25 protein-coding genes are annotated in these 26264 nt (G+C 68.1%); 4 read left to right on the top strand and 21 right to left on the bottom strand.

Translation table 11 applies throughout. The features are described from left to right. Positions 1-22 precede the first annotated feature (22 nt). A complete protein-coding gene (locus ACWDTD_RS09520; RefSeq protein WP_449746849.1) occupies positions 23-1597 on the top strand; it encodes a FadD3 family acyl-CoA ligase in 1575 nt (524 codons plus the stop codon). 22 nt (positions 1598-1619) lie between these two features. Here the strand turns inward: ACWDTD_RS09520 and ACWDTD_RS09515 are convergent, their stop codons facing one another. Together ACWDTD_RS09515 and ACWDTD_RS09510 are read right to left on the bottom strand one after the other, a co-directional pair. Next, entirely contained in the window at positions 1620-2438 is an 819-nt protein-coding gene (locus tag ACWDTD_RS09515; protein ID WP_449746848.1) for a mycofactocin-coupled SDR family oxidoreductase, read from the bottom strand. Then, positions 2435-3061 (bottom strand): TetR/AcrR family transcriptional regulator, encoded by a 627-nt coding sequence (locus tag ACWDTD_RS09510; RefSeq protein WP_449746847.1) that lies wholly within the window; start codon positions 3059-3061, stop codon positions 2435-2437. Before ACWDTD_RS09510 ends, ACWDTD_RS09515 begins: the two co-directional genes overlap by 4 nt. Before the next feature lie 141 nt (positions 3062-3202). Between ACWDTD_RS09510 and ACWDTD_RS09505 the strand changes: the two genes are divergently transcribed. Continuing rightward, positions 3203-4714, top strand: a complete 1512-nt coding sequence (locus ACWDTD_RS09505; protein ID WP_449746846.1) for a bifunctional aminoglycoside phosphotransferase/ATP-binding protein — start codon at positions 3203-3205, stop codon at positions 4712-4714. On the opposite strand, the gene lysS is transcribed toward ACWDTD_RS09505, so the two are convergent. The 14 genes from lysS to hpt form a co-directional block, all read right to left on the bottom strand. Further along, positions 4698-6242 (bottom strand): lysine--tRNA ligase, encoded by a 1545-nt coding sequence (gene lysS, locus ACWDTD_RS09500; RefSeq protein ID WP_449746845.1) that lies wholly within the window; start codon positions 6240-6242, stop codon positions 4698-4700. The genes ACWDTD_RS09505 and lysS overlap by 17 nt on opposite strands. Before the next feature lie 75 nt (positions 6243-6317). Continuing rightward, entirely contained in the window at positions 6318-6752 is a 435-nt protein-coding gene (locus ACWDTD_RS09495) for a rhodanese-like domain-containing protein (protein WP_449746844.1), read from the bottom strand. Positions 6753-7294: 542 nt separating this feature from the next. Continuing rightward, positions 7295-8104 (bottom strand): type III pantothenate kinase, encoded by an 810-nt coding sequence (locus ACWDTD_RS09490; protein WP_449746843.1) that lies wholly within the window; start codon positions 8102-8104, stop codon positions 7295-7297. An 11-nt stretch (positions 8105-8115) separates the two neighbouring features. Beyond that, positions 8116-8532 carry an aspartate 1-decarboxylase gene (panD, locus tag ACWDTD_RS09485; RefSeq protein ID WP_449746842.1) on the bottom strand — a complete coding sequence of 139 codons (417 nt, stop codon included), beginning with the start codon at positions 8530-8532 and terminating at the stop codon, positions 8116-8118. A gap of 44 nt (positions 8533-8576) precedes the next feature. After that, on the bottom strand, positions 8577-9488 hold the full coding sequence (gene panC / locus ACWDTD_RS09480; RefSeq protein WP_449746841.1) for a pantoate--beta-alanine ligase: 912 nt from the start codon (positions 9486-9488) through the stop codon (positions 8577-8579). Next, complete coding sequence (locus tag ACWDTD_RS09475; protein WP_449746840.1) at positions 9485-10516, bottom strand: Rossmann-like and DUF2520 domain-containing protein; 1032 nt, start codon at positions 10514-10516, stop codon at positions 9485-9487. Before ACWDTD_RS09475 ends, panC begins: the two co-directional genes overlap by 4 nt. 217 nt (positions 10517-10733) lie before the next feature. Further along, a complete protein-coding gene (locus ACWDTD_RS09470; RefSeq protein WP_449746839.1) occupies positions 10734-12053 on the bottom strand; it encodes a DUF6779 domain-containing protein in 1320 nt (439 codons plus the stop codon). A gap of 93 nt (positions 12054-12146) precedes the next feature. Beyond that, positions 12147-12683 (bottom strand): DUF3180 domain-containing protein, encoded by a 537-nt coding sequence (locus tag ACWDTD_RS09465; RefSeq protein WP_449747002.1) that lies wholly within the window; start codon positions 12681-12683, stop codon positions 12147-12149. Positions 12684-12685: 2 nt separating this feature from the next. Beyond that, positions 12686-13225: a 2-amino-4-hydroxy-6-hydroxymethyldihydropteridine diphosphokinase gene (gene folK / locus ACWDTD_RS09460; RefSeq protein ID WP_449747001.1), complete on the bottom strand. Its 540-nt coding sequence runs from the start codon at positions 13223-13225 to the stop codon at positions 12686-12688. Between the two features lie 8 nt (positions 13226-13233). Next, positions 13234-13650: a dihydroneopterin aldolase gene (gene folB / locus ACWDTD_RS09455; RefSeq protein WP_449746838.1), complete on the bottom strand. Its 417-nt coding sequence runs from the start codon at positions 13648-13650 to the stop codon at positions 13234-13236. Continuing rightward, complete coding sequence (gene folP / locus ACWDTD_RS09450; protein WP_449747000.1) at positions 13643-14539, bottom strand: dihydropteroate synthase; 897 nt, start codon at positions 14537-14539, stop codon at positions 13643-13645. The genes folB and folP overlap by 8 nt, the downstream gene beginning before the upstream one ends. Before the next feature lie 35 nt (positions 14540-14574). Then, positions 14575-15213, bottom strand: a complete 639-nt coding sequence (folE, locus tag ACWDTD_RS09445) for a GTP cyclohydrolase I FolE (protein ID WP_449746837.1) — start codon at positions 15211-15213, stop codon at positions 14575-14577. Between the two features lie 6 nt (positions 15214-15219). Beyond that, positions 15220-17661, bottom strand: a complete 2442-nt coding sequence (gene ftsH / locus ACWDTD_RS09440; protein ID WP_449746836.1) for an ATP-dependent zinc metalloprotease FtsH — start codon at positions 17659-17661, stop codon at positions 15220-15222. Positions 17662-17845: 184 nt separating this feature from the next. Next, entirely contained in the window at positions 17846-18418 is a 573-nt protein-coding gene (hpt, locus tag ACWDTD_RS09435) for a hypoxanthine phosphoribosyltransferase (RefSeq protein WP_449746835.1), read from the bottom strand. Between the two features lie 420 nt (positions 18419-18838). Between hpt and ACWDTD_RS09430 the strand changes: the two genes are divergently transcribed. Beyond that, on the top strand, positions 18839-19537 hold the full coding sequence (locus ACWDTD_RS09430) for a hypothetical protein (RefSeq protein WP_449746834.1): 699 nt from the start codon (positions 18839-18841) through the stop codon (positions 19535-19537). A gap of 22 nt (positions 19538-19559) precedes the next feature. Here ACWDTD_RS09430 and tilS read toward each other — a convergent pair whose 3' ends face one another. From tilS to dacB, 3 genes are all read right to left on the bottom strand, one after another. Beyond that, a complete protein-coding gene (gene tilS, locus ACWDTD_RS09425; protein WP_449746833.1) occupies positions 19560-20513 on the bottom strand; it encodes a tRNA lysidine(34) synthetase TilS in 954 nt (317 codons plus the stop codon). Then, positions 20492-21679, bottom strand: a complete 1188-nt coding sequence (locus ACWDTD_RS09420; RefSeq protein ID WP_449746999.1) for a zinc-dependent metalloprotease — start codon at positions 21677-21679, stop codon at positions 20492-20494. The genes tilS and ACWDTD_RS09420 overlap by 22 nt, the downstream gene beginning before the upstream one ends. An 89-nt stretch (positions 21680-21768) precedes the next feature. After that, positions 21769-23175 carry a D-alanyl-D-alanine carboxypeptidase/D-alanyl-D-alanine endopeptidase gene (gene dacB, locus ACWDTD_RS09415; protein ID WP_449746832.1) on the bottom strand — a complete coding sequence of 469 codons (1407 nt, stop codon included), beginning with the start codon at positions 23173-23175 and terminating at the stop codon, positions 21769-21771. A gap of 118 nt (positions 23176-23293) precedes the next feature. Between dacB and ACWDTD_RS09410 the strand changes: the two genes are divergently transcribed. Continuing rightward, positions 23294-23806, top strand: a complete 513-nt coding sequence (locus ACWDTD_RS09410) for an inorganic diphosphatase (RefSeq protein WP_449746831.1) — start codon at positions 23294-23296, stop codon at positions 23804-23806. 108 nt (positions 23807-23914) lie between these two features. Here the strand turns inward: ACWDTD_RS09410 and ACWDTD_RS09405 are convergent, their stop codons facing one another. Both ACWDTD_RS09405 and ACWDTD_RS09400 read right to left on the bottom strand, forming a co-directional pair. Then, positions 23915-25609, bottom strand: a complete 1695-nt coding sequence (locus tag ACWDTD_RS09405) for an MDR family MFS transporter (RefSeq protein ID WP_449746830.1) — start codon at positions 25607-25609, stop codon at positions 23915-23917. Beyond that, positions 25606-26064: a MarR family winged helix-turn-helix transcriptional regulator gene (locus tag ACWDTD_RS09400; protein WP_449746998.1), complete on the bottom strand. Its 459-nt coding sequence runs from the start codon at positions 26062-26064 to the stop codon at positions 25606-25608. Before ACWDTD_RS09400 ends, ACWDTD_RS09405 begins: the two co-directional genes overlap by 4 nt. Between the last annotated feature and the right edge of the window lie 200 nt (positions 26065-26264).

Here is a 26264-nt window from a genome sequence, read left to right as displayed (position 1 = left end):
AAGCGTTTGCTAGGTTAGCGGCATGGAGTCCACGGTGACGTCGGTCCAGACCACCCCGGCCGCCCTCATCCGCGCGGCACGCGAGTGGCCACGGCGCACCGCCGTCGTCGACACCCAGTGGGCCGACGAACCCGTCGAGCTGACCTATGCCGAATTGCTGGTCGCAGTACGGGATTTCGCGGCGGCACTGGTCGGGTCGGGAGTCGGGGTGGGCGATCGGGTGGCCGTCTGGTCGCCCAACAGTCACCACTGGCCGGTGGCCGCGCTGGGCGTGCACTACGCCGGTGCGGTGCTGGTTCCGCTGAACACGAGGTACACCGGCGGTGAGGCGATCGACGTGATCGCCCGGTCGCACGCGTGTGTGGTGGTGGTGTCCGGCGAGTTCCTCGGCGCCGATCACTGCGCCGAACTGCTCACCGATTACGGTGCCGCGATGCCCGATGTGGTGGTGCGGGTCCCGCTGCCGCAGGGATCGGAGGACGTGGCGGCCGCGCCGACCGGTGCCGTCGACTGGACCGACTTTCTGCGCCGCGCCACCGACGACACCCGCGCCGAGGCGGACCGGCGGGCCCGAGCCGTGGCACCCTACGACGTCAGTGACATCATGTTCACCTCCGGCACCACCGGGAAATCCAAGGGTGTGGTGGCCGAGCACCGCCAGACGATGGCGGGGGCCCACGCCTGGGGTGCCAACGGCGGGCTCGGCACGGCCGACCGCTACCTGATGGTCAATCCGTACTTCCACACGTTCGGCTACAAGGCGGGCATTCTGCCGTCGGTGTTGTTCGGGGTCACCATGATTCCGCTCGCGGTGTACTCGCCGTCGGCGGCGATGCGGCTCGTCGGGCAACAGCGTGCCACGGTGTTCCCCGGTGCGCCGACCATCTTCCAGACCATTCTCGACGATCCCGCGCGCGGCGATGTGGACCTCTCGTCGCTGCGGCTGGTGGTGACCGGCGCCGCGATCGTGCCGGTGGTGCTCGTCGAGCGTCTGCAGAGCGATCTGGGCGTGGACACCGTGATCACCGCGTACGGGCTCACCGAGGCCAGCGGATTCGTCTCCACCTGCACCCCCGACGACGACGACGTCACCGTGGCGACCACCTGTGGACGGGCGTTCGACGGAATGGAGATCGCGGTGTCGGGTCAGGGTGAGGTGCTCGCGCGCGGTGCGATGGTGATGCGCGGCTACCTCGACGACCCGGCGGCCACCGCGGCGACCATCGACGCTCAGGGCTGGTTGCACACCGGCGACATCGGCACCATCGACGAGCGCGGCAACCTCCGGATCACCGACCGCCTCAAGGACATGTACATCTGCGGCGGCTTCAACGTGTACCCGGCCGAGGTGGAGCAGACCCTCGCCCGGCTCGACGGGATCACCGAATCCGCGGTGATCGGGGTACCCGACGCCCGGCTCGGCGAGGTGGGCCGCGCCTACGTCACCACGCGCGACGGATCGGGACTGACCGAGGACGCGGTGATCGCTCATGCAAAGCAGCATCTCGCGAACTTCAAGGTGCCGCGCTCGGTGATCTTCGTCGACTCGTTTCCCCGTAACCCGTCGGGCAAGATCCTCAAGCGCGAATTGCGCTGACCGCAACTCTTGCGATGGCGGGTCAGACCTTGGTCGCCCCGTGGTCGACGGTCAACTGTGTCCCGGTGATGGTGCGCGAGTCGTCACTGACGAGGAACAGCACGGAGTTGGCGATGTCATCCGCCGTCGAGATCGGCGGATCAAACCAGTACTGCCCCATCGCAGCGGCGTAGGAGGGATTGTCGGCGAAGACCTTCTCCCCCTCGGCGCCCATGCCGCCCATCGGTGTATCCACCCCCCAGGGATGCACGGAGTTGACCCGGATCCCATACGGCGCCAACTCGATCGCGGCGGACTTCACGAGACCGACAACCCCATGTTTCGCCGCGCTGTAATGCGACTGGCCCGGAAGGGATTTGATTCCCGCAACCGAACTCGTTGCCACAATCGCGCCTCCGTTGCCGCTCTCGATCATCGCCGGGGCGGCTGCGCGGAGTGTGTTGAACACACCGGTGAGATTGATGTCGATCATGTCCTTCCATCGCTCCACGGTCATCTCCCAGAACCGTCCCCACGAGACGATGCCCGCGTTGGCGACCACGATGTCGAGCCGTCCGAGTTCGTCGACGCCGCGTCTCACGAGATTCTCGAGAGCGCTCAGGTCACGGACGTCGGCGATCTCGTGCACGACACGCTGCCCGGTCTTCTCGATCAGGGATATGGTCTCGTCGAGATCTTCCGGAGTCGCTGCGGGATAGTCTGTTTCGGTCGGTGGGGCACAGATGTCGGTGATGATGACGTCGGCGCCCTCCTCGGCGAACCGGACCGCCTCGGCGCGGCCCTGTCCGCGTGCGGCACCGGTGACGAACGCCACCTTTCCTTCGAGTCTTCCAGTACTCACCGTGTCCTCCTCGGAGTTGTCGATCGTTCCACCTGCGGCTGCGCCAGCAGGTCCATGCTCACTCTGTCCAGACAGTCGCGAGCGAGGTCCGCCACCGACGTGGCCTCGTCGCCCACCCATTCCTCCACCGCGATCCGATTGGCGGCGACGACACACGCCGCAGCGAAATGGGCACGGGAACACTCTGATTCGATCCCCAGCCGTTCGGCCAAGACGGGGCGCAATGCGTTGGCGCTACGGGCATGCACCGACTCCCAGACCGGGGCCAACGTTGGCGAGCGCGGCAGTGCACGGAGCAGATCACGATGCCGCCGACCCTGCGGTCCGTCGAAGGCCGTCACCAGAGCGTTGATCAGTGCGTCCACTATCGGGGTCGTGCTCGACTGTGCGGCGACGGCGTCGACGTAGATCTGCCACCCCTCGTCGAGGATCGGCGCGATCGCCTCCTCCTTCGAGACGAACAGCCGGTGGAAGGTGCGTGGCGACACGCCGGACGACGACGCGATACGCGCGACCGAGGTTTCGGACAGGCCTTCGCTGATGAACAGGTCGAGGGCCACGTCGGAGATCTCTCGTCGTGTCTGCGCCATACGCCGCATCCGCAGAGGTGCCGGTCCGGTCATGGCGCAGACGCTACGCCTGATGGCGTCACACTATGCCGTTTTGACAGAAACTGACGCCAATGGGACCGTATCCTCGACAGCGACGGCGCCACCATCGTCCCCGTCGACACGTCACCGACACCGCGATCCGACAGGCGACTCATGACAAGCCAGGACGAGCCGACCGAGGAGTTGCTCGCACGGGTCGGCGTGCTCGATGCAAGCGCCCCGTCGCGACGGATCACCACCCACGGCGCCGTGATCATCCTCAACGGCGACCGCGCATGGAAGTTCAAACGTCCGGTTCGATTGCGCTACTTCGACTTCAGTACACCGCAGCGGCGTCGCGCCGCCCTCGACGCCGAATTTCGACTCAACCGCGACTTCGCACCCGGCCTGTACCTGGGGGTGCACACGATCCGACGGGCGAAAGACGGTTCGCTGTCCTTCGACGGGCCCGGCGAGGTGATCGAACACGTACTGGAGATGAAGCGCTTCGCCGACGACGCGTTGCTCGTGGGACGCGCACACCCGGGAGGTCTCGACGATCGCCTGCTCGAACGGCTCACCACCCGAATCGTAGAATCCCACGGCAGCGCGCCCGCCAGTGCCGATCCGAACGGCGCGGCACGGCTCCAGGACGTGGTCGACGGAAACCTGGCGAGCATGTCGGCGTTTCCGGACATCATCGAACCCGCTGCGGCGCAACGGCTCACCGATCGGATCAGCGAACTCGTCAGCCGACACGCCGACCTTCTCGACGCCCGGGCGCGCAGCGGTCGGGTACGCCGCTGCCACGGCGACCTCCACCTGGGCAACATCGCGATCATCGACGGTGAGCCGACCCCGTTCGACTGTCTCGAGTTCGACGACGAGATGGCCACCACCGACGTCCTCTACGACCTCGCGTTCCTGGTCATGGATCTCGTGGCGCGCGACCTGCGCCATGAGGCCAACGTTGTGGCCAACGCCTATTTCGACAGTGCCGCGACGGACGAGGACGCCTTCTGCCTGATGCCGGTGCTCCTTTCGGTGCGGGCAACGGTCCGTGCACATGTCGCTGCTGCGGCACGCGACAGAGAAGGCGCCCATCACTATCTCGACCTCGCGCTGAAGTTCACCGAGCCGGTCCCCGCGCAGCTCATCGCGATCGGCGGTGGGTCGGGAACCGGGAAGTCGACGCTGGCGCGGGCAATCGGCCACGCGGTGGGTGCGGCGCCGGGTGCGCGCATCCTGCGCAGCGACGTGCTGCGCAAACGGATGGCCGGGGTCGGCATGACCGAACCGCTGCCACGGTCGGCCTACACCGCCGAGAATCGTGGCGGGGTGTACCGGGAGCTGGACCGGCTGGCCGCGGTCGACCTCGCGTCGGGGGTGAGCGTGATCGCCGACGCGGTGTTCGGTTCGGCCGATCAGCGCGACGGGGTTTCCCGCGCAGCCTGTGACACCGGCTGTCCGATGCTCGGCGTGTGGCTGGAACTGTCGGAGTCCGAACGGATTTCACGCATCGAGGCACGCGGGCCCGACGCGTCCGACGCCGACGCGGCGGTGGCCCGCCGGCAGACACAGACACTGGATGTGCCGGCCGGCTGGATGCACGTTCCGGCCGACGATCGCGCGGCGTCGACCGTGCTGGCTGGCGCCGCGTCAAGCGGGGTCAGACCCTCGGCTTGACCAGCGGGAACAGGATCGTTTCGCGAATACCGAGGCCGGTGAGTGCCATCAGCAGACGGTCGATGCCCATCCCGGTTCCCGCGGTCGGCGGCATGCCGTACTCCATGGCGGTGAGGAACTCTTCGTCCAGGCGCATGGCCTCGTCGTCGCCGGCCGCGGCCAGGCGTGCCTGGTCGACGAAGCGTTCGCGCTGGATCACCGGGTCGACGAGCTCGGAGTACCCGGTGGCGAGTTCGAAGCCCCGAACGTAGAGGTCCCACTTCTCCACCACACCGGGCACCGAGCGATGTGCGCGGACCAGCGGGGAGGTTTCCACCGGAAAGTCCCGGACGAACACCGGCTGTGCGAGCTTCTCGCCCACCATGTGTTCCCAGAGTTCCTCGACCAGCTTGCCGTGGCCGTACCCCTTGTCCTTCGGGACCTCCAGGCCCACCCGCCCGGCGATCGCGAGCAGCTCGTCGACGGTGGTGCCCGGATGCTCGGGGCCACCGTCGGGCACGATCTCCTGCCCGAGTGCCGCCGACAACGACGGGTACATCTCCAGCGACGTCCACTCCCCCGACAGGTCGTAGACCGAACCGTCGGGCATGGCGGGGGTGAGCGTGCCGAGCGCCCCCAGCGCAACCTCCTGCACCAGGTCGCGCGTCATGAGCGCGGCGTCGTCGTAGGTGCCGTAGGCCTGGTAGGTCTCGAGCATCGCGAACTCGGGTGAGTGCGTCGAGTCGGCGCCCTCGTTGCGGAAGTTGCGGTTGATCTCGAAGACCCGCTCGATGCCGCCGACGATGCATCGCTTGAGGAACAGCTCGGGCGCGATGCGCAGATAGAGGTCGATGTCGAAGGCGTTGGAGTGGGTGCTGAAGGGCCGCGCCGCGGCGCCACCGTGCAGGGTCTGCAACATCGGCGTCTCGACTTCGAGGAAGCCGCGCGTGTCGAGCGCCTTGCGGAGCTCGGCGATCACCTTGATGCGGGTGCGGGCGATGTCGCGGGCCTCGGGCCGCATGATGAGGTCGACGTAGCGCTGCCGGACGCGGGTCTCCTCGTTCATCTCCTTGTGGGCCACCGGCAGCGGACGCAACGCCTTGGACGCCATCTCCCAGGTGTCGGCCATCACCGAGAGTTCACCGGTGCGCGAGCTGATCACCTGGCCGTGGACGTAGACGATGTCGCCGAGGTCGACGTCGGCCTTCCACCGGACCAGCGATTCCTCGCCGACACCGTTGAAGCTGATCATCGCCTGGAGCTGGGTACCGTCGCCCTCCTGCAGGGTGGCGAAGCACAGCTTGCCCTTGTTGCGCAGAAAGATGACACGGCCGGCGACACCGACCAGTTGCCCGGTCTCGGTACCGGCCTCGAGATCGGGGTGGGCGGCGCGGATCTCGGCGAGGCTGTGCGTGCGCGGAATCGACACCGGATACGCCTGACGCCCCTCGTCGAGGATGCGTTCGCGCTTGTCCCGGCGGATGCGGAGCTGTTCCGGCGTCTGGTCGTCGGTCGCGGACGGGTCGCCGCTGGTGGGGGTGGTGCTCACCTCCCAAACCCTATCGGCCGGTGCGTGGCGGGCGAAAATCGTGGTCGGCACCCGGGTGCAGGCGTCCGGAACGATTCAGTGTGCGGAGTAGATCGCCAACTCGCTGCGGCTGATCTCGCCGTTGATGCCCGCGGCCCGCAGCCGCCGGAATCCGCCGACGACGAACACCGCACCGGTCACCCCACGGGCCTGCAGGTGCCAGGCGAGCCATTCGGCCTCGTGGCCGTCGTCGCTGATGAGGACCCATCGGCTGCCGGGAACTGCGCTGCGCAGCGCGCCGGGGGTGCCGGGGGTCAAGAGTTCGAGAATGTCGGTGGGAGCGATCGCGAGGGCTCCGAAGAGCGCGCCGTCGGATTGGCGCTTGCGGTGGCTTCGGATGTCGACGGCGACGGCGCCCGCCGACAGCGCCGAGCGGTAGTCGGCGGCCTGCAACGAGAGCGGAGTGTCGGAGACGGGCGCCTGCACGGGAGCGGGATCAACAACAGCGGGTTGGCGGACCGATGCGGTCATGGGAGAGAACCTCGAAAGTGATCGAAACGAGCGGGGGTCGTCGAGGAGGGCGGCCGCGAGAACGCGGACTCAGCCCTGACAACACTCCAGACAGCTCATGATCACGCAGACGAGTGTGCCACATCGGCCGGCCGGCGACCAGATCTGTGAGGGTTTCGCGCTTCGGCTGCGCAAAAGGTCGCACACCCAACCGCTCGTCGAGCCCCCAACCGCTGGTCGAGCGTGTCGAGACCACCCGGCACGAATACGTGACCCATTCTGTACGTTCGCGCAACGCCTACTGGTCGCTACCCCGCAGCGGCCACTGTTGTGTGCGCGAGGGCGGGGCAGGGTGATCTCGACGAGCTCGATCAGCAAAGAACGAGCTCGATCAGCAAAGAACAAGCCCCACCCGCAACCAGATGCGCCCGACTCGGGGCCGGGCACGCTCGACCCGAAACTGGGCACGCTCGACGCGGATCCGGGCACACTCGACGCGGAACTGGGCACGCTCGACGCGGAAGTGGGCAGCTCGACGCGGAAGTGGGCACGCTCGACGCGGATCAGCGCCCGCCGCGGGTGCGGGTCTGCTGTTTGCTCCGCTCGTGCACCAGCCGCAGGCCCTCGAGGGTGAGGTGGGTGTGGTGGGTGGTCAGGGAGCGGCTTTCGGGGAAGATCAGCGGAGCCAGGAAGCCGGTGGCCACCACGGTGATGTCACGGCCGTCGAACCCGTCCACGGTGGCACGGATGCGCTCCACCAGGCCGTCCACCTGGCCGGCGAACCCGTACAGAATCCCCGATTGCAGCGCCTCGATCGTGTTCTTGCCGAGCACACTGCGCGGGGGCATCAACTCCACCCGCCGCACCGTCACGGTGTGCTCGCTGAGCGCATCGACCCCCAGGTTCACCCCGGGAGCGATCGCACCCCCGAGAAACTCCCCTTTCGCCGACACCGCGTCGACCACCGTCGCCGTGCCGAACGCCGCCACGATGCAGGGTCCACCGTAGATCTGGTGCGCGGCAAGACAGTTCGCCACCCTGTCGGTGCCCACTTCCTTCGGGTTGTCCACCAGCAGCGGCACACCGGTGCGCACGCCGGGTTCGAGCAGCACGTTGTGGGCGTGGCTGTAGTAGCGGCCCACCATGGTGCGCAGTTCACGCAGCAGCGACGGCACCGTGGAGAGCGCGGCCACCCCGGTGACCTGCTCGACATCGGCGCCGAGCAGGCCTCGGACAATCAGCGCCAGCTCATCGGCCGTGAGGTGCGGGTCGGTGTGAATCCTCCAGTCCCGGAACAGCTTCGAATGGTCACCGGTGCCGGTGAACAGGCCGAGGTGGATGTTGGTGTTGCCGACGTCGACGGCGAGAAGCATGGGGTGCGACCTCAGACCGCAAGGCTGCGCGGATCGAGCAGCCCCGATCCGTGCGGCGCATGTGCGGGATCGGTTCCGGCGTCGATGACCCGGTTGGCGTCGTCGACGAAGACCACATGCGGCGAGTAGTCCCGCAGCTCATCACGATCGAGCATGCCGTAGGCGATGATGATCACCAGATCACCGGGATGCACGAGATGTGCTGCCGCACCATTGATCCCGATCACCCCCGAGCCCCGTTCGCCGGCGATCGCGTAGGTCTCCAGGCGCGCTCCGTTGGTGATGTCGACGATGCTCACCTGCTCTCCCTCGAGCAGATCGGCGGCGTCGAGCAGATCGGCGTCGATGGTGACCGAACCGACGTAGTGCAGATCGGCCTGCGTCACCGTGGCGCGGTGAATCTTGGAAGTCATCATGGTGCGGAACATGCTGTGCTACCTCGTGTTCGATGGTCGATCGCCGGGCCGGGCGGTCAGGTGGGGTTCTCGTCGGGGTTGGACAGGTCGATGCCGATGGCCACGCCGACGTTGTCGATGAGTCGCGCCGCTCCGAGCCGGGCCGCGACGAGAAGCCTGCCGTCGCCCTTCTCCGGCGGCTCCTCCAGCGACCGTCCCCGTAGGGCCAGGTAGTCGACGTCGATCTCCGGCCGGCTGGCGAGAACGGCTTGCGCCGCAGCCAGAATCGCGTCGCAGCCGCCCGGTGCGGCATGCGATCCGGCGGCGAGTGCCGCCGACAACGTCACGGCCACCTCACGCTGTTCGGGGGTGAGATACCTGTTGCGCGACGACTTGGCCAGCCCGTCGGCCTCGCGCACCGTCGGCACGCCCACGATCTCGACGTCGAGATTCAGGTCGTCGGCCATCTGGGTGATCAGGACGAGCTGCTGGTAGTCCTTCTCACCGAAGTACGCCGCGTGCGGGGCGGCGATGTTGAGTAGCTTGGCGACGACGGTGAGCATCCCCGCGAAATGTCCTGGGCGCGAAGCACCGTCGAGGATGTCGCCGGCCGGGCCGGGTGAGATGGTGGTGCGCGGACCATACGGATACATGTCGGCGACCGTCGGCGCGAACACCAACTCGACACCGAGGGAACGCAGCAGGTCGAGGTCGGCGTCGAAGGTGCGGGGATAGGCGTCGAGATCCTCGCCCGCACCGAATTGCAGCGGGTTGACGAAGATCGACACGATCACCACCGCGTCGCCCTTGGATCGCGCCGCGCGCACCAGTTGCGCGTGTCCCGCGTGCAACGCGCCCATGGTGGGCACCAGCACCACACGCTTGCCCGCGCGGCGCAGCGCGGTGCTGACGCGGTGCAGGGTTGCCGGATCACGGTGCACGGTCAGGGTTCCCGCGACGTAGGAAGCGGCGTCGAGCGGAGCGGTCACGGGGCCTCCAAAATGTCGCGCAGGTCGTCGGGGGCGTCGGTGTAATCAGCGGCACGAAGGGCCAGCACCCGGTAGGCGTCGGCGATCGAACCGGGTGACCGGCCGCCGGGCAGCGCCCGCAAGGCCGCGAGATGATCGGCGACGGCGGCCGCGTCGCCACGCGCCACCGGCCCGGTGAACGCGCCCCGTCCGAGTTCGAGGACATTCTGCAGGGCCGCGGTCACCAAAGGTCCGAGAATCCGTTCGGCGAGCAGCACCGAGTTGCCGTCGACGGTCGCCGCGTCGCGCCCGGGCGCCCCGGCGTCGCCCTCGATCGCAGCGTTCATCGCGCTCACCGCGTCGCAGATCAGCGCCACGAGGTGGTTGGCCCCGTGGGCCAGCGCCGCGTGATAGAGCGTGCGGTTCTCCTCCGCGATGCGAACGGGTTCACCGCCCATCTCCAGGACCAGTGCGGACGCGATCGCAACGCCCACCTCGTCGGCCGCGGTGATGCCGAAACACGCCTGCGCCAGGCGTGCGGTGTCGTCGTCGGTGCCGATGAACGTCATCGCGGGGTGCACCGCGAGCGGCAGCGCACCGAGCCGGGTCAGTGGGTCGAGTATCGCGACACCGTGTGCACCCGCGGTGTGCAGCACCAACGTGCGGGGGCGCAGTCGGCGAGTGGCCGCGATCTCGGCGATCACCGAGGGCAACGCGGCGTCGGGGACGGCGATGACGAGGAGTTCGGAACGCGACACCACGTCGGGCAGGTCCAGCACCTGCGACTCTGGGAGCCGGGCTGCGGCGCGACGCCGCGATTCGGGTGATCGCGCCACCACCCCGACGACCAGGTGGCCGGCGCGTTCGAGCGCCTCGCCCAGCGCGGTGCCCACACGGCCCGCGGAGACGATTCCGACGGTCAGCCGAGCGGGGGTGGGAAGGTTACTGACCCCGGGGAGCACGGATGCGGCGGCCGACGGATCGGCCCCGTGCCCGGCGCCGTCGCGGCGCATCGGGGGCACGGCATTGTCGCCGTTCGGTGAGGTCACCGGTGTCCTCCAGGGTCGTTCCAGTCCCGCGATCGTCAACGGGTACCAGACGTTGCACCGCAAGGTTAGGCGGTGGGCGACGGCAATGGCCAATACGTGTGATCGGGGTCACGGCGCCGACGGTGGCTGGTCGGTACAGAACCGTCACCTGTCGAGATCGTGAGGTGCACCGGTGCAGGTCGCCTGCCTCAGCGGTGACCTTTCTGTACGCGCCGCGTCAGTCCCCGCGGCGACGGCGTCCGCCGCGAGACTCCGACGACGCCTGGCGCAGTTGATTGAGGAGTTCGGCGGCGGGAAGGCCCGCCGAATGGGCCGCATCGTGGTCGGTCTCGCGACGGCGACGGCCACCACCGAGGTCGGCGACGGTCCGCGACGACTCGCCGGCACCACCGCTTTCGTGACGACCGGCAGTGCTCTCGGACTCGGCAGCAGGCGCGGGTGCGGCAGCGGGCGCGTGCTGTGCGGCCCACTCGTCGGTGGGGGTGTCGTCGACGAAGGTCGGTGCGGGGGTCTGCGGCGGCTGAGACATCTGTGGCTGGGGTCCCACGTAGAACCCGCCGGAGAACGGGGTCGACAGGGGTGCCGAGGGTGCCGGTGCCTCGGTGGGCCGCGGTTGCTCCACCGGGACGTCGGGAGTCACCTCGGCGACCTCGGCCTCGGCGACCTCCGCTTCAGCGACCTCGACCTCGTCGGGGACGACGTCGACGGGAACCTCGGTCACGGTGACCTCGTCGACGGTGACCTCGTCGACGGGGACCTCGGCGGCCGGGGTCTCTGCGTTGGGGTTCGGCTCGACCTCGTCGGCGGGCAGGCCGAACCCGGCGCCCGCGAACGGCTCCTCCTCGGTGACCACCGGAATGATCTCGGTCATCTCATTGGGATCGATGGACGCATCGAATGCCGAGGACTCGTGCCTACTGGGTGCGTCCGCCGCCGGTACCGTCGCGGCGAAGTCCTGCGCCGCCCGCACGCTGTCGTCGTGCGCGAACTGCGAGCCGGAGAAGCCGGAGCCGGGATAGGAGGGGCGGCCGTAACCGGTGTCGGACCCCACACCACCGAGCCCGGAGGCCAGCTCCCGCAGTTTCTCGTTCGGCAGTGCCGTGCGCTGATCGGGCAGCGCTTGTCCCAGCAACTGCTCCAGGCTGGCCCGCAACGCCAACACCTGCGCCTTGAGTTCGGTGAGTTCGGCGCCGGTCTCCTGGCCGATCTCCTTGCGGATCGTCGCCTCGACGTCGAGTTCGTACTGACGCCTGGCCGCGATCTCGCGTTCGAGCTGCAACTCGTAGACCAGGCGCAGATCGCGACTCTTGCTCTCCGCCGACTCCGCCTGCCGACGGAACTTGGTCACCAGGATGGCCCCGATCACCGCCGCCCACAGCGCGGCGATGACAGCCAGGGAGCCGACGATGCTCACGGTGTCCGTGAAGACCATCAGGATGCTGGCCGCCACGGCGAGCACGATCAGCAGACCGAGCAGCCATTGCGCCACGCGACCAGAGCGTCGGGTCTCGGCGGAACGGCCGTTCGAGGTCGTCATGTCCGTGAACTTACACTTTGAGTTGCCCCGCGACGGACAGGCGTCAACGGAGAGTCACGATTAGTGACCCGAAATGGGTGTTCGCGATCGTCCTCACACGGCTCCGGGATGCCCGTCCGGATGTGGCTCCGCGGCGTCGTCGGTGGGGTCGTCGGGGGCCCGGCAGCAGTATTCGAGCCAGAGCGCCGCGACCATCAGCACCGCGCCGCCGATCAGCCCGATGATGGCGCCGGGCCGATCGTGGTCGGCGGCGGTGAGGTCGTGCTGATTGAGCAGGAACACCAGCATGCCGGTCCACACCCCCACCGCGACGGCGCCCAGAATCGCCGACGCCTTGGCCAGCGCCAGCACGCGTGCCGCGGTCAGCGGATGCAACTGTCCGCGGGCCCGACCGACCTGGCGGTCGGCCACCCGGGCGCGCACCACGAACGCGATCACCGTCTCCAGCGCCGCCAGGATGTAGAGCACAATCCCGGCCAGCAGGGGCAGCGGCGGCAGGTCGGAGTAGTTGTAGCGCACCAGAATCCAGGAGATCAGGGCCACCACCACGGCGATGAGCGCCAGATCGCGGACGCGGGTGGGACCCAGACCGGGCTCGTCGTCGTCCGGGGTCTTGCCGGTGGGACGCATGCTCATCGCCCGCTGCTCCCTGTTGCGGCGCCCAGGTCGGCGGCGGTACCGACCACGCTGACCCCGGCGCGTTCCTCGTCGGGCAGACCGGCCACCAGATCGGCGACTCGACGCTGCCCGTGCGATGTCCACAACGTCGCGTCCGGGTCGGCTTCGAGCCACGGCATCAGCACGAATGCGCGCTGGGCGGCCCGCGGATGCGGCAGGGTGAGCACCGGGTCGTCGCTGACGATCTCGCCGTCCGCATCGCGCACGGAGATCACGTCGACGTCGAGCGTGCGCGGACCCCAACGCACCTCGCGCACCCGCTCGGCGTGTCGTTCCAGGTCGGCACCGGCCTCGAGCCACTGCCGGGCGGTGCGTTCCCCCTCGACGATGAGGGTGATGTTGTGGAAGTCGGGCTGCTCGACGCCGCCCCACGGCGCGGTGGCGTACACGCTGGACACAGCGACTGTCTCGCCGGCGAACCGGTCGAGCACCGACCGCAGGTGTGCGTCGCGGTCGCCCACGTTGGTGCCCGCCGACAACACCGCGCGGGTGATGGTCGACGTCACCTGGCATCACCCATCGTGGTGGGGGACCCCGACGATCCCCGTAAGCCCGACGATTTGCGGGATCGGCGCGTCACCACCGCGACGTCGGCGAAGTCCAGTGGGATCGGTGCCGACGGTTTGTGCACCACCACCTCGCAGGCGGCGACGCGTTCGTCGTCCATGACCGCATCCGCGATGTCGCCGCCGACCGCCTCGATGAGGTTGCGGGGCTCGCCGGAGACGATGGCGTGGACCTGCTGCGCCAGCCCGCCGTAGTCGACGGTGTCGGCGAGGTCGTCGCTGGCCGCGGCCACCCGCAGGTCTGCCCACAGCGTCACGTCGATGATGAAATCCTGTCCGTCGCGTCGTTCGTGCTCGAACACGCCGTGATGTCCGCGGACGCGTAGGCCGCGCAGTTCGATGCGATCAGCCATCGGACCGACCGCTCACACCCGACCACTCGCTCAGGCCTGACCGACCGGGCAGCGGCGCCCGGCCCCGGCCACCCGAACTCCACGCCGCGGCGACGAGCGCCGCATCGTGGCTGGCCTGCACGTCGTGCACGCGCACACCCCATGCGCCACCTGCGGCGGCCAGCGCGGTGATCGCGGCGGTGGCGGTTTCCCGGCCCGCCGGCGGCCGATCGACGCCGTCGCGGGCCAGCAACGTGCCCAGGAAGCGTTTGCGCGAGGCCCCCACCAGCACCGGGAACCCTAGTCCGACCAGCGTCGGCAGCGCGTTGAGCAGCGCCCAGTTGTGCGCGGCGGTCTTCGCGAATCCCAGGCCCGGGTCGAGGATGATGCGGTCGGGGTCGACGCCCGCGCTCACCGCCGCGTCGACCTGGCCGAGCAACTCCCCGCTCACCTCGGCCACCACGTCACGGTAGCCGCCGGTGTCGTCGACGCGGTGGGTGAAGCGACGACCGTCGTCGGCCTGATCGGCGGCCGGGCGCCAGTGCATCAGGATCCAGGGCAGGCCGGCGTCGGCGAGCAGCGGCGCCATGTCGGCGTCGGCGCGGCCCCCCGACACGTCGTTGACGATCGTGGCGCCGGCCTCGATGGCGGCGGCCGCGACGGCGGCCCGCATGGTGTCCACCGACACCCGCGCGCCACGTGAGGCGAGCGCGGAGATCACCGGGACCACGCGCGCGGTCTCGATCTGCGCGTCCACCCGGATCGCGCCCGGTCGGGTGGATTCACCGCCGACGTCGATGATGTCGGCGCCCTCGGCCAGCAACTGTTCGCCGTGGGCCACGGCCGCATCGGTGTCGAGGAAGCGGCCGCCGTCGGAGAACGAATCGGCGGTGACGTTGAGCACGCCCATCACCCGGGTCCGTTGCGAGGTCACGGCCGTCGAGGTCACCGCGTGATCAGGTCGAGCGCCTCGCCGCGGGAAACGGCACTCGACTTGAAGATGCCGCGCACCGCCGACGTGGTGGTGCGGGCACCCGGTTTGCGGATCCCGCGCATCGCCATGCACAGGTGCTCGGCCTCGATCACCACGATCACCCCGCGCGGATTCAGCCGGCGCACGATGGCGTCGGCGATCTGACTGGTGAGCCGTTCCTGCACCTGCGGACGTTTGGCGTAGAGGTCGACGACCCGGGCGAGTTTGGACAGGCCGGTCACCTGACCGGTGTCCCCGGGGATGTACCCGACGTGCGCGACACCGTGGAAGGAGACCAGATGATGCTCGCAGGTCGAGTACATCGGGATGTCCTTGACCAGCACGAGTTCGTCGTGATCCTCGTCGAAGGTGGTGGCCAGCACCTCGTCGGGCTCGGTGTAGAGCCCGGCGAACATCTCCCGGTACGCGTTGGCCACCCGCGTGGGCGTGCGCCGCAGGCCTTCCCGGTCGGGGTCCTCGCCCACCGCGAGCAGCAGCTCGCGCACCGCTGCCTCGGCGCGTGCCTGATCGAAATACCGACCGTCGGGTGTGGTGTTGCCCGCCGACAATCCGTCCGGCGCGGCGACATCCTGCCTGTCGCTGATCGTCATCGGCCCTCAGTTGCTTCCGTGGCCACCGGAACCGTTGGTGTCGCCCGGCCCGCTGCCATTCCTGCCGTTGCCATAGCCATTGCCGTTGGCATTCCCACTGCCGTTGGCATTCCCACTGCCATTGGCATTGCCACTGCCGTTGCCGTTGTAGTGGCCGCCACGGCGGTTCGATCCGTCCTGCTCACCGTTGGCCGGCGGCCACCCGGGCGCCGACCAGTCGCGCGGGGCACCGTAATCGGGCCGCGTGCCGCCCTGTCCCCCGTACTGGCCCGGAGCGTGCTGGCCGGGACCCTGCTGCGGGGGCGTGGGGTACGGCGCCGGCGGATACTGCGACGGCGGGTACGGGGTCGGGGGTTGCGGAAACGGCCCGGGATGCTGCCCGGCCGGCGGATACGGATACGACGGCGGGCCGGGATATGGGCCGCCGGCGGGACCCGCGCCACCCGAGTCACCACTCGGGTACGACGCCGCACCCGCGCCCACGGGTTCGGGGACGGGTTCGGGCTCGGGTGGCCAGGGCTCGCCGCGTTCGATCGCCAACTCGCCGGGGGTCTTGACCGGCGGCTTGTCACTCGGGGTGCGCTCCCCGAACTCGTTGAACGTGGTGATCCGCGGACGCTTGTGCACATCGGTGAAGATCTGTTCGAGATCCTTGCGGGTCAGGGTCTCCTTCTCCAGGAGCTCACTGGCCAGCACGTCGAGCGTGTCGCGGTACTCCGACAGGATCGCCCACGCCTCGGTGTGCGCGGCCTCGATCAGCCTGCGCACCTCGTCGTCGATCTCGCTGGCGACGCCGGCCGAGTAGTCGCTCTGTGTACCCATCGAACGACCCAGGAACGGATCGCCCTGCTCCTGGCCGTACCGCACCGCACCGAGCTTGGCGCTCATGCCGTATTCGGTGACCATGGCGCGCGCGATCTTGGTGGCCTGATCGATGTCCGACGACGCCCCGGTGGTGGGCTCGTGGAACACCAGTTCCTCGGCGGCGCGTCCACCCATCGCCATCACCAGCCGCGCGATCATCTCCGAGCGGGTCATCAGGTCCTTGTCCTGCTCCGGCACGGCCAGTGCGTGACCGCCGGTCCGGCCGCGGGCCAGGATGGTGACCTTGTAGATCGGGTCGAGATCGGGCATCGCCCATGCCGCGAGGGTGTGCCCGCCCTCGTGATAGGCCACGATCTTCTTCTCGTGTTCGCTGATGATGCGGCTCTTGCGACGCGGCCCACCGATCACGCGGTCCACGGCCTCCTCGAGCATCTCCGCGGTGATCATGGACTGGTTCTCACGCGCGGCGAGCAGCGCGGCCTCGTTCACGACGTTGGCCAGGTCGGCACCCGACATGCCGGGGGTGCGCTTGGCCAGTCCGTCGAGGTCGGCGTCGGGGGCGATGGGCTTGCCCTTGGCGTGCACCTTCAGGATCGCCCGGCGACCGGCGATGTCGGGGTTGCCCACCGGGATCTGACGGTCGAAACGGCCGGGACGCAGCAACGCCGGGTCGAGGATGTCGGGCCGGTTGGTGGCCGCGATCAGGATGACGCCGGAGCGGTCACCGAAACCGTCCATCTCCACGAGCAGCTGATTGAGCGTCTGCTCGCGTTCGTCGTGCCCGCCGCCCAGACCCGCACCACGCTGGCGGCCCACCGCGTCGATCTCGTCGACGAAGATGATGCACGGGCTGTTGTTCTTGGCCTGCTCGAACAGGTCGCGCACGCGGGACGCGCCGACACCGACGAACATCTCCACGAAGTCGGAGCCGGAGATGGTGAAGAACGGCACCCCGGCCTCACCGGCCACGGCACGGGCGAGCAGCGTCTTGCCGGTGCCGGGCGGACCGTAGAGCAGGACGCCACGGGGAATCTTGGCGCCGAGGGCCTGATAACGCGCCGGGTTCTGCAGGAAATCCTTGATCTCGTAAAGCTCTTCGACGGCTTCATCGGCGCCCGCGACGTCGGCGAAGGTGGTCTTGGGCATGTCCTTCGACAGCTGTTTGGCCTTGGACTTGCCAAAGCCCATCACGCCGCCGCGCCCACCGCCCTGCATGCGGTTCATGACGAAGAAGAACAGACCGAACAGCAGCAACATCGGGAGCAGGAACACCAGGATCTGCCAGAACACGGACTGCTCGTTGACGTTGGTCTGGTAGCCGGCGCCGGTGGACTTGACCGAGTCGAAGACCTGCTCACCGGCCGACGCCGGATACTTAGCCGAGATCTTGGTGGTGTCCTTGCCGTCGACCTTGACCGGCTCCTTGGTCTCGATGCGGAGCTGTTGTTCGCGGTCGTCGATCTGGATGAACTTGGTGTTCTTCGTGTTGAGCTGGGTCAACGCCACCGAGGTGTCCACCCCGGTGTAGTCGCGGTCACCGTTGCGCATCACGCTCCAGCCCCAGAGGGCGAGCACGACGACCGCCAGGATCGCGAGGTTGCGGAAGACTGTCTTTCGGTTCATGCGAGTTGGTGGAGGCGGACCGGGGGCGGGATCACCCGGTGCCGTGACCACTGTCCTTCCATCGGTTTGCGGACGAAGTGAACGGACCCAAGACTGCGTTCGTCCACATAGAGGCTACCGGTCAACGATCCTGCAGGTGAAACCGTTCCCGGATGTGCGGCCCGAGGAGGGCGACGAGGCCGGGCTACTGGTACACGGTGGACCGCAGCCGCCCGATGAAGGGCAGGTCACGGTAGCGTTCGGCGTAGTCGAGGCCGTACCCCACCACGAACTCGTTGGGGATGTCGAAACCCACGTCGGCCACCGTCACGGGTGAACGCACCGCCTCCGGCTTGCGCAGCAGGGTGCACACCTCCAGCGAGCGCGGCTGCCGGGTGGCGAGGTTCTTCATCAGCCACGACAGCGTGAGACCCGAATCGATGATGTCCTCGACTATCAGCACATCGCGCCCGGCGATGTCGCGGTCGAGGTCCTTGAGGATGCGCACCACGCCCGACGACGACGTGGATGATCCGTAGCTCGAGACCGCCATGAACTCCATCTGGGCGGGTATAGGCAGGGCCCGCGCGAAGTCGGTCATGAACATGATGGCGCCCTTGAGGACCCCGACGAGGACCAGATCGTCGTCGATGCCTGCGTAGCGGGTGGCCACCGATTCCGCCAGCTCCGTGGTGCGCTGTTTGATCTGGTCCTCGGTGATCAGGATCGCTTCGATGTCGTCGCCGTAGTGGTGGGCGATGTCGGTCGCGGAATGCACGTCAACAGCTTGTCACGTCCCCCGTCACCGGTGGGCAGCGAGTTGCCACCGAACCACGGCGATTGCGCGTTGTTCGCAAGCCGAACGATGTGGACGGGTGTGGTTCGAACAAGGGACGCCCGTGTCACAGCTAGGTCACAACGCTGCCCACTGTTCACACGCGCACCAAAGTCGGCCAAAGCCGTGACGCCCCGCTGCACACTCTTGCGCACGCGGAAATGCAATTCATTCGGATTTCAAATGAATTTCGGAGATTTCCGCGTATGCGTTCCGGAAATGCTCCGGGAGGACCTCCTCCGGAGCCGTGCCACATCCCGCACGGTGGCTCGAAATCAGGCTCGCAGCCGCACATTTCAAGAGAATGGAACAAGGATGACCGACCAACGACGCCCCGGTTGCCGTCAACTTTTACCGCCACCGATGAACCGCCGTCGAAAGTTGTTGCGGCTAAACATCTTCTTCTTCGCGATTTTGCTCGCCGTCCCATTGGTGAACGCCACTGCCAACGCGGCACCCCCGACGGCTACCCCGGTGCAATACCGTCTGACCCACACCCCGACGAGCGTGTTGATCGCCATCTCCGACGGGAGGATCGTCCAGGACGGACAGTCCGTTGAAATCCAGAATTCGACCGGTGCCACGGTCTTCCGGATGCCGCTCTCGTATCGCCTGGAATACCGGGAGTTCCCCATCGATTCCGCCGTGGCGGGTAACACCGTGACGCTGACACCGTCGAAGAATCTCGCGCGTTCGCGTGCGCTGAGTCCGGTCGAGGTGGACCCGATCCGGCAGGTGGCGGCACAGCAGAAGGTCGACGCGCCGAGGACCAAACAGGAGCGTGACGACCAGGCACTGGCGCGGTTCAACCAGCAGGCAAGTGCCGGGCTGACCATCTCCTCGCTGGTGGGCTTGGCCATCGGAGCAGTTGTAGGCGGCATTATCGGATGCATCGCGACGCTGCCCGCAGCAGGTATCGGATGCATTCTGATCGGCCTTCCAATTGGCGCTTCGGTGGGTTCTATCGCCGGAATCATCCTCGGCGGAGGCGGGTCCGTCATCGCCGCAGCGGTGCAGTACTTCAACACCATCAACTCCCCGTTCGTACCGCCCAAGAACTAGCGTTCGTGCGGTCGGAGGTCGGTCAGCGGGCGGCTGTGCTTACGCGCAGCCGCCCGTCCGTGTGCTCGACGACGAGTCGATGGTCCGGCGTGCCGCCGATGGCGACCTGGGCGCCGGTAGCGACGACCAACAGGGCGTCCGCCGCGCCGATCGTCCGCGTCGTCGGCTCGGTGGCCCCCACACCCATCAGCCAGCGCCGTAGCACCCGGGTCCGGATCGCGGGCAACAGTGCGACGAGCGTGGCCACTTCGAGTTCGGCGCCGCCGGCGCGCACGGCGGCGCCATAAGCGCTCTCGGCGAGAGCATCGAGGGCGTCATTGTCGTCCTGTAGTGACGCGGCGGTGCGGGCGAGTGCGGCCACCACCCCGCCGTGCACCACATCGTCGAGCAGCGGTAACACCTCCGCGCGCATTCGCACCCGGGTGAAACGAGGGTCGACGTTGTGCGGGTCGGCGTGCGCGTGCAGTCCGAGTTCCGTGCACACCCCCACCGTTTTTGCTCGCCGCACACCCAGCAGCGGGCGGCCCCATGGGTCACGCCAGGGCCGCATCCCGGCGAGCGACCGCGACCCCGACCCGCGGGCCAGACCGAGGAGTACGGTTTCGGCCTGATCGTCCATGGTATGCGCCAACAACACCGGTGCGTCTGCCCGCGCGGCGTCGAGGGCTTCGTAGCGCGCCCGGCGTGCCGCGGCCTCCAGCCCGCCCGCGGAGCCGACCGACACCCGCAGCACCTCCGCGCAGGCACCCAGATCGGTGGCGGTACGGGCCGCGGTGTCGGCGACGTCGGCGGAGCCGTCCTGCAGGCCGTGATCGACGACCAGTGCGCGCACCGACAGCCCCGCCCGCAGTGCGCATGCGGTGAGCGCGAGCGAATCGGGGCCGCCCGACAGCGCCACGCATACGTCGGTGCGGCCGCCGAGCTCGGTGGCCGCGAAGGCGGCCACCGCACGGGTCACAGCACCCGTTGAATCCATCGCGACGGCTCGTCGATCTCGTCGGTGCGCGGCATGGTCTCCGGCGACGTCCAGATCGTGTTGAACCGCTCCATCCCGACGGTCGACACCACCTCGTCGACGAAGGCCTTACCCCGGGTGTACTGCGCCAGCTTCGCATCCATACCGATCAGCGCGCGGATGATGCGCTGCACCGGATTGCGCGGGGTGGCGCGACGCCGATCGAACGCCGCCCGGATGCTCTCCACCGTCGGAACCTGTTCGGGACCAACGGCATCCATCACGTGGTCGGCGTGGCCCTCGAGCAGGGTACCCAGCATCATCATGCGGTTGAAGGCGTCGTACTGCTCCGGGCTCTGCACCAGTTGCATGACCCCGATGACACCCTTCTCGCGGGGTTTGCCGCCCCGCAGCGACGCGGTGATCCGTGCGGCGATCTCACCGGCCGATTCGCCGGTCTCCGACGTCAGCACCGCGATGTTGTCGCTCATGTACTGCCGCAGCCACGGGTTGGCCGAGAACTGCACGCGGTGGGTCACCTCGTGCAGGCACACCCACAACCGGAAGTCCGACGGCACCACGTGCAGCGAGCGTTCCACCGCAATGATGTTGGGAGTCACCAACATCAACACGCCGGGATCATTGTTCGCTACGCTCCCGGCGCCGGGATCACTATTCGGCCCGCTCGCTACGCTCCCGCCGGAATTACTCGGCCCGCTCGCTGCGCTCCCGGCGCCGGGATCAATGTTCGGCCCGCTCGCTGCGCTCCCGGCGCCGGGGTTCGGGGTGAACGGATCGTACTGGCCGAGGATGGCGGTGGCCAGAAACGCGAGGAGTCCCCCGGCCTGCACTCCCCCGACCTTTCCCGAGATGCCCTCCACGAATCCCTGTATCCCACCGGCATGTTCGTCGTCGGCGTCGACGCCGGGCGTGGACCCGTCGAGCATCGACCGCATCGACACCGCCGCGGCGTCGATCCACCCGGGACGATCGAGGACGCGGGCCGCCGGGACGGGCAGACCGTCGGCGAGGCCGGTGACCTCCCGGACGGGACCCTCGGCGCGGACGGCCGCGTCGGCGAGTTCGGCGCGGGCGGCCTCGAGGGTGTAAGCGGTGGTCTTGGGACCGGACCGCACCAGCTTGCGCCCGGTGGCCGCGGCCAGCGACCAGTCGATACGCGCACCCATCGGGTCCAGCAGATGATGGCCGCCGCCATCGGGCTGCACACCGTCCGCCGTTGTGGTGTCGCCGGTGGTCTCACTCATCGACGTCTCGCTCATCGACATCCGCACTCCCTCAGATCGCCGGGGACGGCGTCGAGTGCGGGCCGCGCATCGGCCGGCGAGGTACCGCCGGACATAAGCGCGAACGACAGAACCCGGCCGTCGACCGTCTGGACTATGCCCGTCAACGAACTGACTCCCGTCAGTGTTCCGGTCTTCGCGCGCACCCATCCCGCGCCGGGGTTGTCGCCTGCGGTGAACCGGTCGGCGAGGGTTCCGGTACCGCCGGCCACCGGCAGCCCGTCGAGCATCGGGCGAAGCTTGGTCTGAACCACGGCGTCACCTCCGGTCGGGCCGCTGGACGCCGCCATCACCTTGTCGAGCACCGACGCGGGTACGCGGTTGGCGTAGGAGATCCCCGAGGTGTCCCGCAACGTCACCCCGGTCATGCCGAACCCGTTGTTTCGCAGCGTGGTGACCACGGCGGCAGCGCCGCCGGCCAGGGTCGCCGGACCGCCCTGCGCCTTCGACAACTCGATGCCGAGTGTCTCGGCGAGCACATTGTCGGAGTAGCGGAGCATGTCATTGACCCTGGTCACCAGCGGTGCCGACTGCACCGACGCGAGTTGCCGGGCCCCGGGCGGCGCGGTCATCTCGGTGACGTCGGTGGAGACGCCCAGCGCTGTCGCGAGCTGCTCACCGGCGGTGATGGCCGGATTGTCGACCCGCGGCGAGTACTCGTCGAGCGGTTCGATGCGCGCCCCGTCGGTCATCAGCGCCTCGATCGGCGCGATGTCGCCGCCGGCGATGTCCTGACGGCTCCAGGTGCTGTCCATCGTCGGCCCGCTGATGCCGGAGAGGTCGACGGCGACCGACGTCGGGGTCACGCCCGACCGTCTGATCTGTGCGGCGAGATCCGCGATGCGCCCGGGGGTGGTGTAGAAGGTCGCGGCGCCGGTCGGCTGCGCCGAGAGCGTCGGGTCGCCGGCGCCCTTGATGATCACCTGTCCGTCGGGTCCCGCCACCACCGTGGTGGTCAGGCGTTGGTCGTGCGGCAGACCGATCAGGGCCGCGGCGGCGGTGAGGATCTTCGTGTTCGAGGCGGGGATGCGCGGGGTGTCGGGGGATTTCGACCACAGTGTGGCGCCGGTCAGCGAGTCGCTGATCTGCCCGGTGAAATCCCCGAGTGCGGGTGCGCGGACCGCCTGCGCGATCTGTCGGGTCACCCCGGCCGGGGTCGGCTCGGGCGCGTTCGCCGCCACCGGTTCGATCTGCGGGTTGGCAGCGATGGGTGCGGGACGCGGCCCGATTCCGGGTGGCAGTTCGTCGCTGTGGTCGAGTTGTCGTGCCACCACCAGTGCGCCGGTGGCGATCATGGCCAGCACCACCACCGAGACCAGGGTCCACACCACCGCCCGTCGTCGACCGCGTGGTCGACGGTCTCCATGCTTGGCGCCCACAACACCTCCGGGTCTCGAACGTCGGCTCAATTGCCCTCACAGTATCGTTGAGACGATTCGCGCAGCCGGGCCGACGGCTGCCATCACCGGCGATAGCAGCCACGATCAAGGAGGAACCGTGGAATTCGATGTGACCATCGAGATCCCGAAGGGCAGTCGCAACAAGTACGAGGTCGATCACGAGACGGGCAAGATCTATCTCGACCGCTACCTCTACACCGCGTTCGGCTACCCCGCAGACTATGGCTACATCGACGGCACTCTCGGCGAGGACGGCGACCCGCTCGACGCTCTCGTCCTGCTGCCCGAGTCGGTGTACCCCGGCGTCATCGTGAAATCCCGCGTGGTGGGCATGTACACCATGACCGACGAGGCCGGTGGCGACGACAAGCTGCTCTGTGTTCCGGCCGACGACGTCCGCTGGAACCACATCCAGGACATCGGCGACGTCAGCGAATTCGAACTCGGGCCGATCTCCCACTTCTTCGAGCACTACAAGGACCTCGAGCCCGGCAAAGAGGTTCAGCCCGGCGGCTGGGTGGGCAAGGCCGAGGCGGAGAAGGTGGCGCAGGCCGCCATCGACCGGCTCGCCCAGGAACCCGAGGAGGCCAACGAGCCCTCGCGCGGCTGACCCGCGTCTCACCCGACGTCGAGCGTGCCCACTTTCCGGTCGAGCGTGCCCACTTCCTGATCAAGCGGGCACGCTCGACGGGTTTTTGGGCACGCTCGACGCGGAGCGTTACTCGGTCAGCACCGACTCGGGGTCGCCGACCGGCTTACCCGTCCGCAGCGGCAGTTCCTTCCAGGTGGCGGTACCGATGATCGCCAGCAGCGACACGATGGAGACCGCCAGGAAGACCCGGTCCATCGAATCGGCGAAGCCCTCTTTGATCGGGGTCTGCAAGGCGGGCGGGAGCTTCTCGATCACCGAGGTGTCGCTCATCACGCTGTCCGACGACGAACCGGCCGCCGGGTTCTGCGATGCGGCGACCATCGACTGACCGAACTCCTTCACCTGCGGATCGGTGCTCTGTGTGGCGGCGTACATCACCGCCTTCTGGAACTCCGGGGTGCCCGAGGCCGCAGTCATCTGGTCCTTGATGTTGGGGCCCATCAGCGAGAACAGCAGCGAGAAGAAGATCGCGACACCCAGGGTGGCACCGATCTGCCGGAAGAAGGTGGCGGTGCCGGTGGACAGCCCCATGTCCCTGGGCGGCAGGATGTTCTGCATCGCCAGGGTGATCGGCTGCATCAGGTTGCCCAACCCGAAGCCCAGCAGTAGCGCCATCGCCATCACCAGCCACACCGGCGTGGTGGTACTCACCAGATGCAGCAGGAACGTCGCCACGGCCATCAACACCGAGCCGAGGATGGTGAACACCTTGTAGCGCCCGGTCCGGGAGATGAGCTGACCCGAGGCGATCGATCCGGCCATCAGGCCGATCACCATGGGCAGCATCTGCAATCCGGCCACCATCGGACTCGACCCGCGCAGCACCTGGAAGTACTGCGGCAGCATCGAGATCCCGCCGAACATCACCGCACCCACGATCATCGAGATCACGATGCCCTGGGCGAACACCCGATTCTTGAAGACACGCAACGGGATCAGCGCGTCGTCGCCCATCATGTGTTCGATCCACACGAACAGCGCGATGCCCGCCGCCCCGACGCCGTAACAGAGCCACGCCCAGCCGGAGAACCAGCCCCACTCCCGTCCCTGCTCGGCGACGATCAGCAGCGGCGCGATGCCGATCGCGAGTGCGGCGGCGCCCCAGTAGTCGGTACGACCGCCCTTGCCCTTCTGCTGGTCGTAATTGAGCACCTTGGCCACCACGGCGAGCGCGACGATGCCGATCGGCACGTTCACCAGGAACACCCAACGCCATCCGGAGATGCCCAGGATCGACGACTGTCCGGCGAAGAAGCCACCCAGCACGGGACCGAGGACACTCGATGTGCCGAACACCGCGAGGAAGTAGCCCTGATACTTGGCGCGTTCCCGCGGCGGCACGATGTCGCCGATGGTGGTCAGGGCCAGGGTGAACAGACCGCCCGCGCCGAGTCCCTGCAGGGCACGGAAGGCGGCGAGCTGGTACATCGACGTCGCCATGCTGCACGCGAGCGATCCGACGATGAAGATCGAGATGGCCAGCAGGAAGAACGGTTTGCGGCCATACAGATCCGACAGCTTGCCGTACAGCGGGGTGACGATGGTCGAGGTCACCAGGTAGGCCGTGGTCACCCACGCCTGCAGGTCGTAGCCCTGCAGGTCGTCGGCGATCGTCCGGATCGCGGTGGACACGATCGTCTGGTCGAGGGCAGCCAGGAACATTCCCAGCATCAGGCCGGCCAGGATGGTGAGGATCTGCCGGTGGGTCAGACCCGCACCCGCGCTCTCCTGTGCGGCGGTCGCCGCCGTCTTGTCGGTCATCTCGATCCTTTCGCAACGTCTGCGCACGCCGGCGCGACGAGCTTCTCGGCCGCGTCCACGAAGCGACCCAGCAGGCTCACCAGGTCGCGTAGTTCGTCATCGGTGAAGTCGGTCATCGCGTCGTTCATCGCCGTGCGGCGTATCTCACGCATCGCGTCCACCCGCCTGCGGCCGGCCTCGGTGATCACCAGCACCGTCGCCCGCCCGTCGTCCGGGTCGGCTTCGCGGCGCACCATTCCCATGTCCACCAGTTGTGCGACGTAGCGGCTGACGGTCGACGGATCCGCGTTCAGGCTTTCGGCGAGTTCACGCGACCGCATGGGGTGGCGCATCAGGTGGAACAGCCCCTTGTGCGCAGCCATCTCGAACTCCCCGTCGGGCGTCCGGAAGGTCGAATGCACCGCACGATCCCGCATTCGTGAATAGCGGGCGAGGATGTCGAAAAGCTCGTCCATGGCGGCAGAATCGAGCACTGAACCACCTCTCCGAGCTGTTTGCACAGAATCATCGACCGTATGGACACACCGGTCCGGTAATTGTTCCCAACGCAACTAGTTGTCTCATGCAAGTAGTTGATGTCCGCAAGTATGCGCTCGAGTTCTGCCCTCTGGCAAACCCCCATTAGGATCGGCGTCTGTGACCCCTCAGCCTCCAC

Source organism: Gordonia sp. NPDC003425 (assembly GCF_053588635.1).
This window is presented reverse-complemented; position numbering and strand designations above follow the sequence as displayed.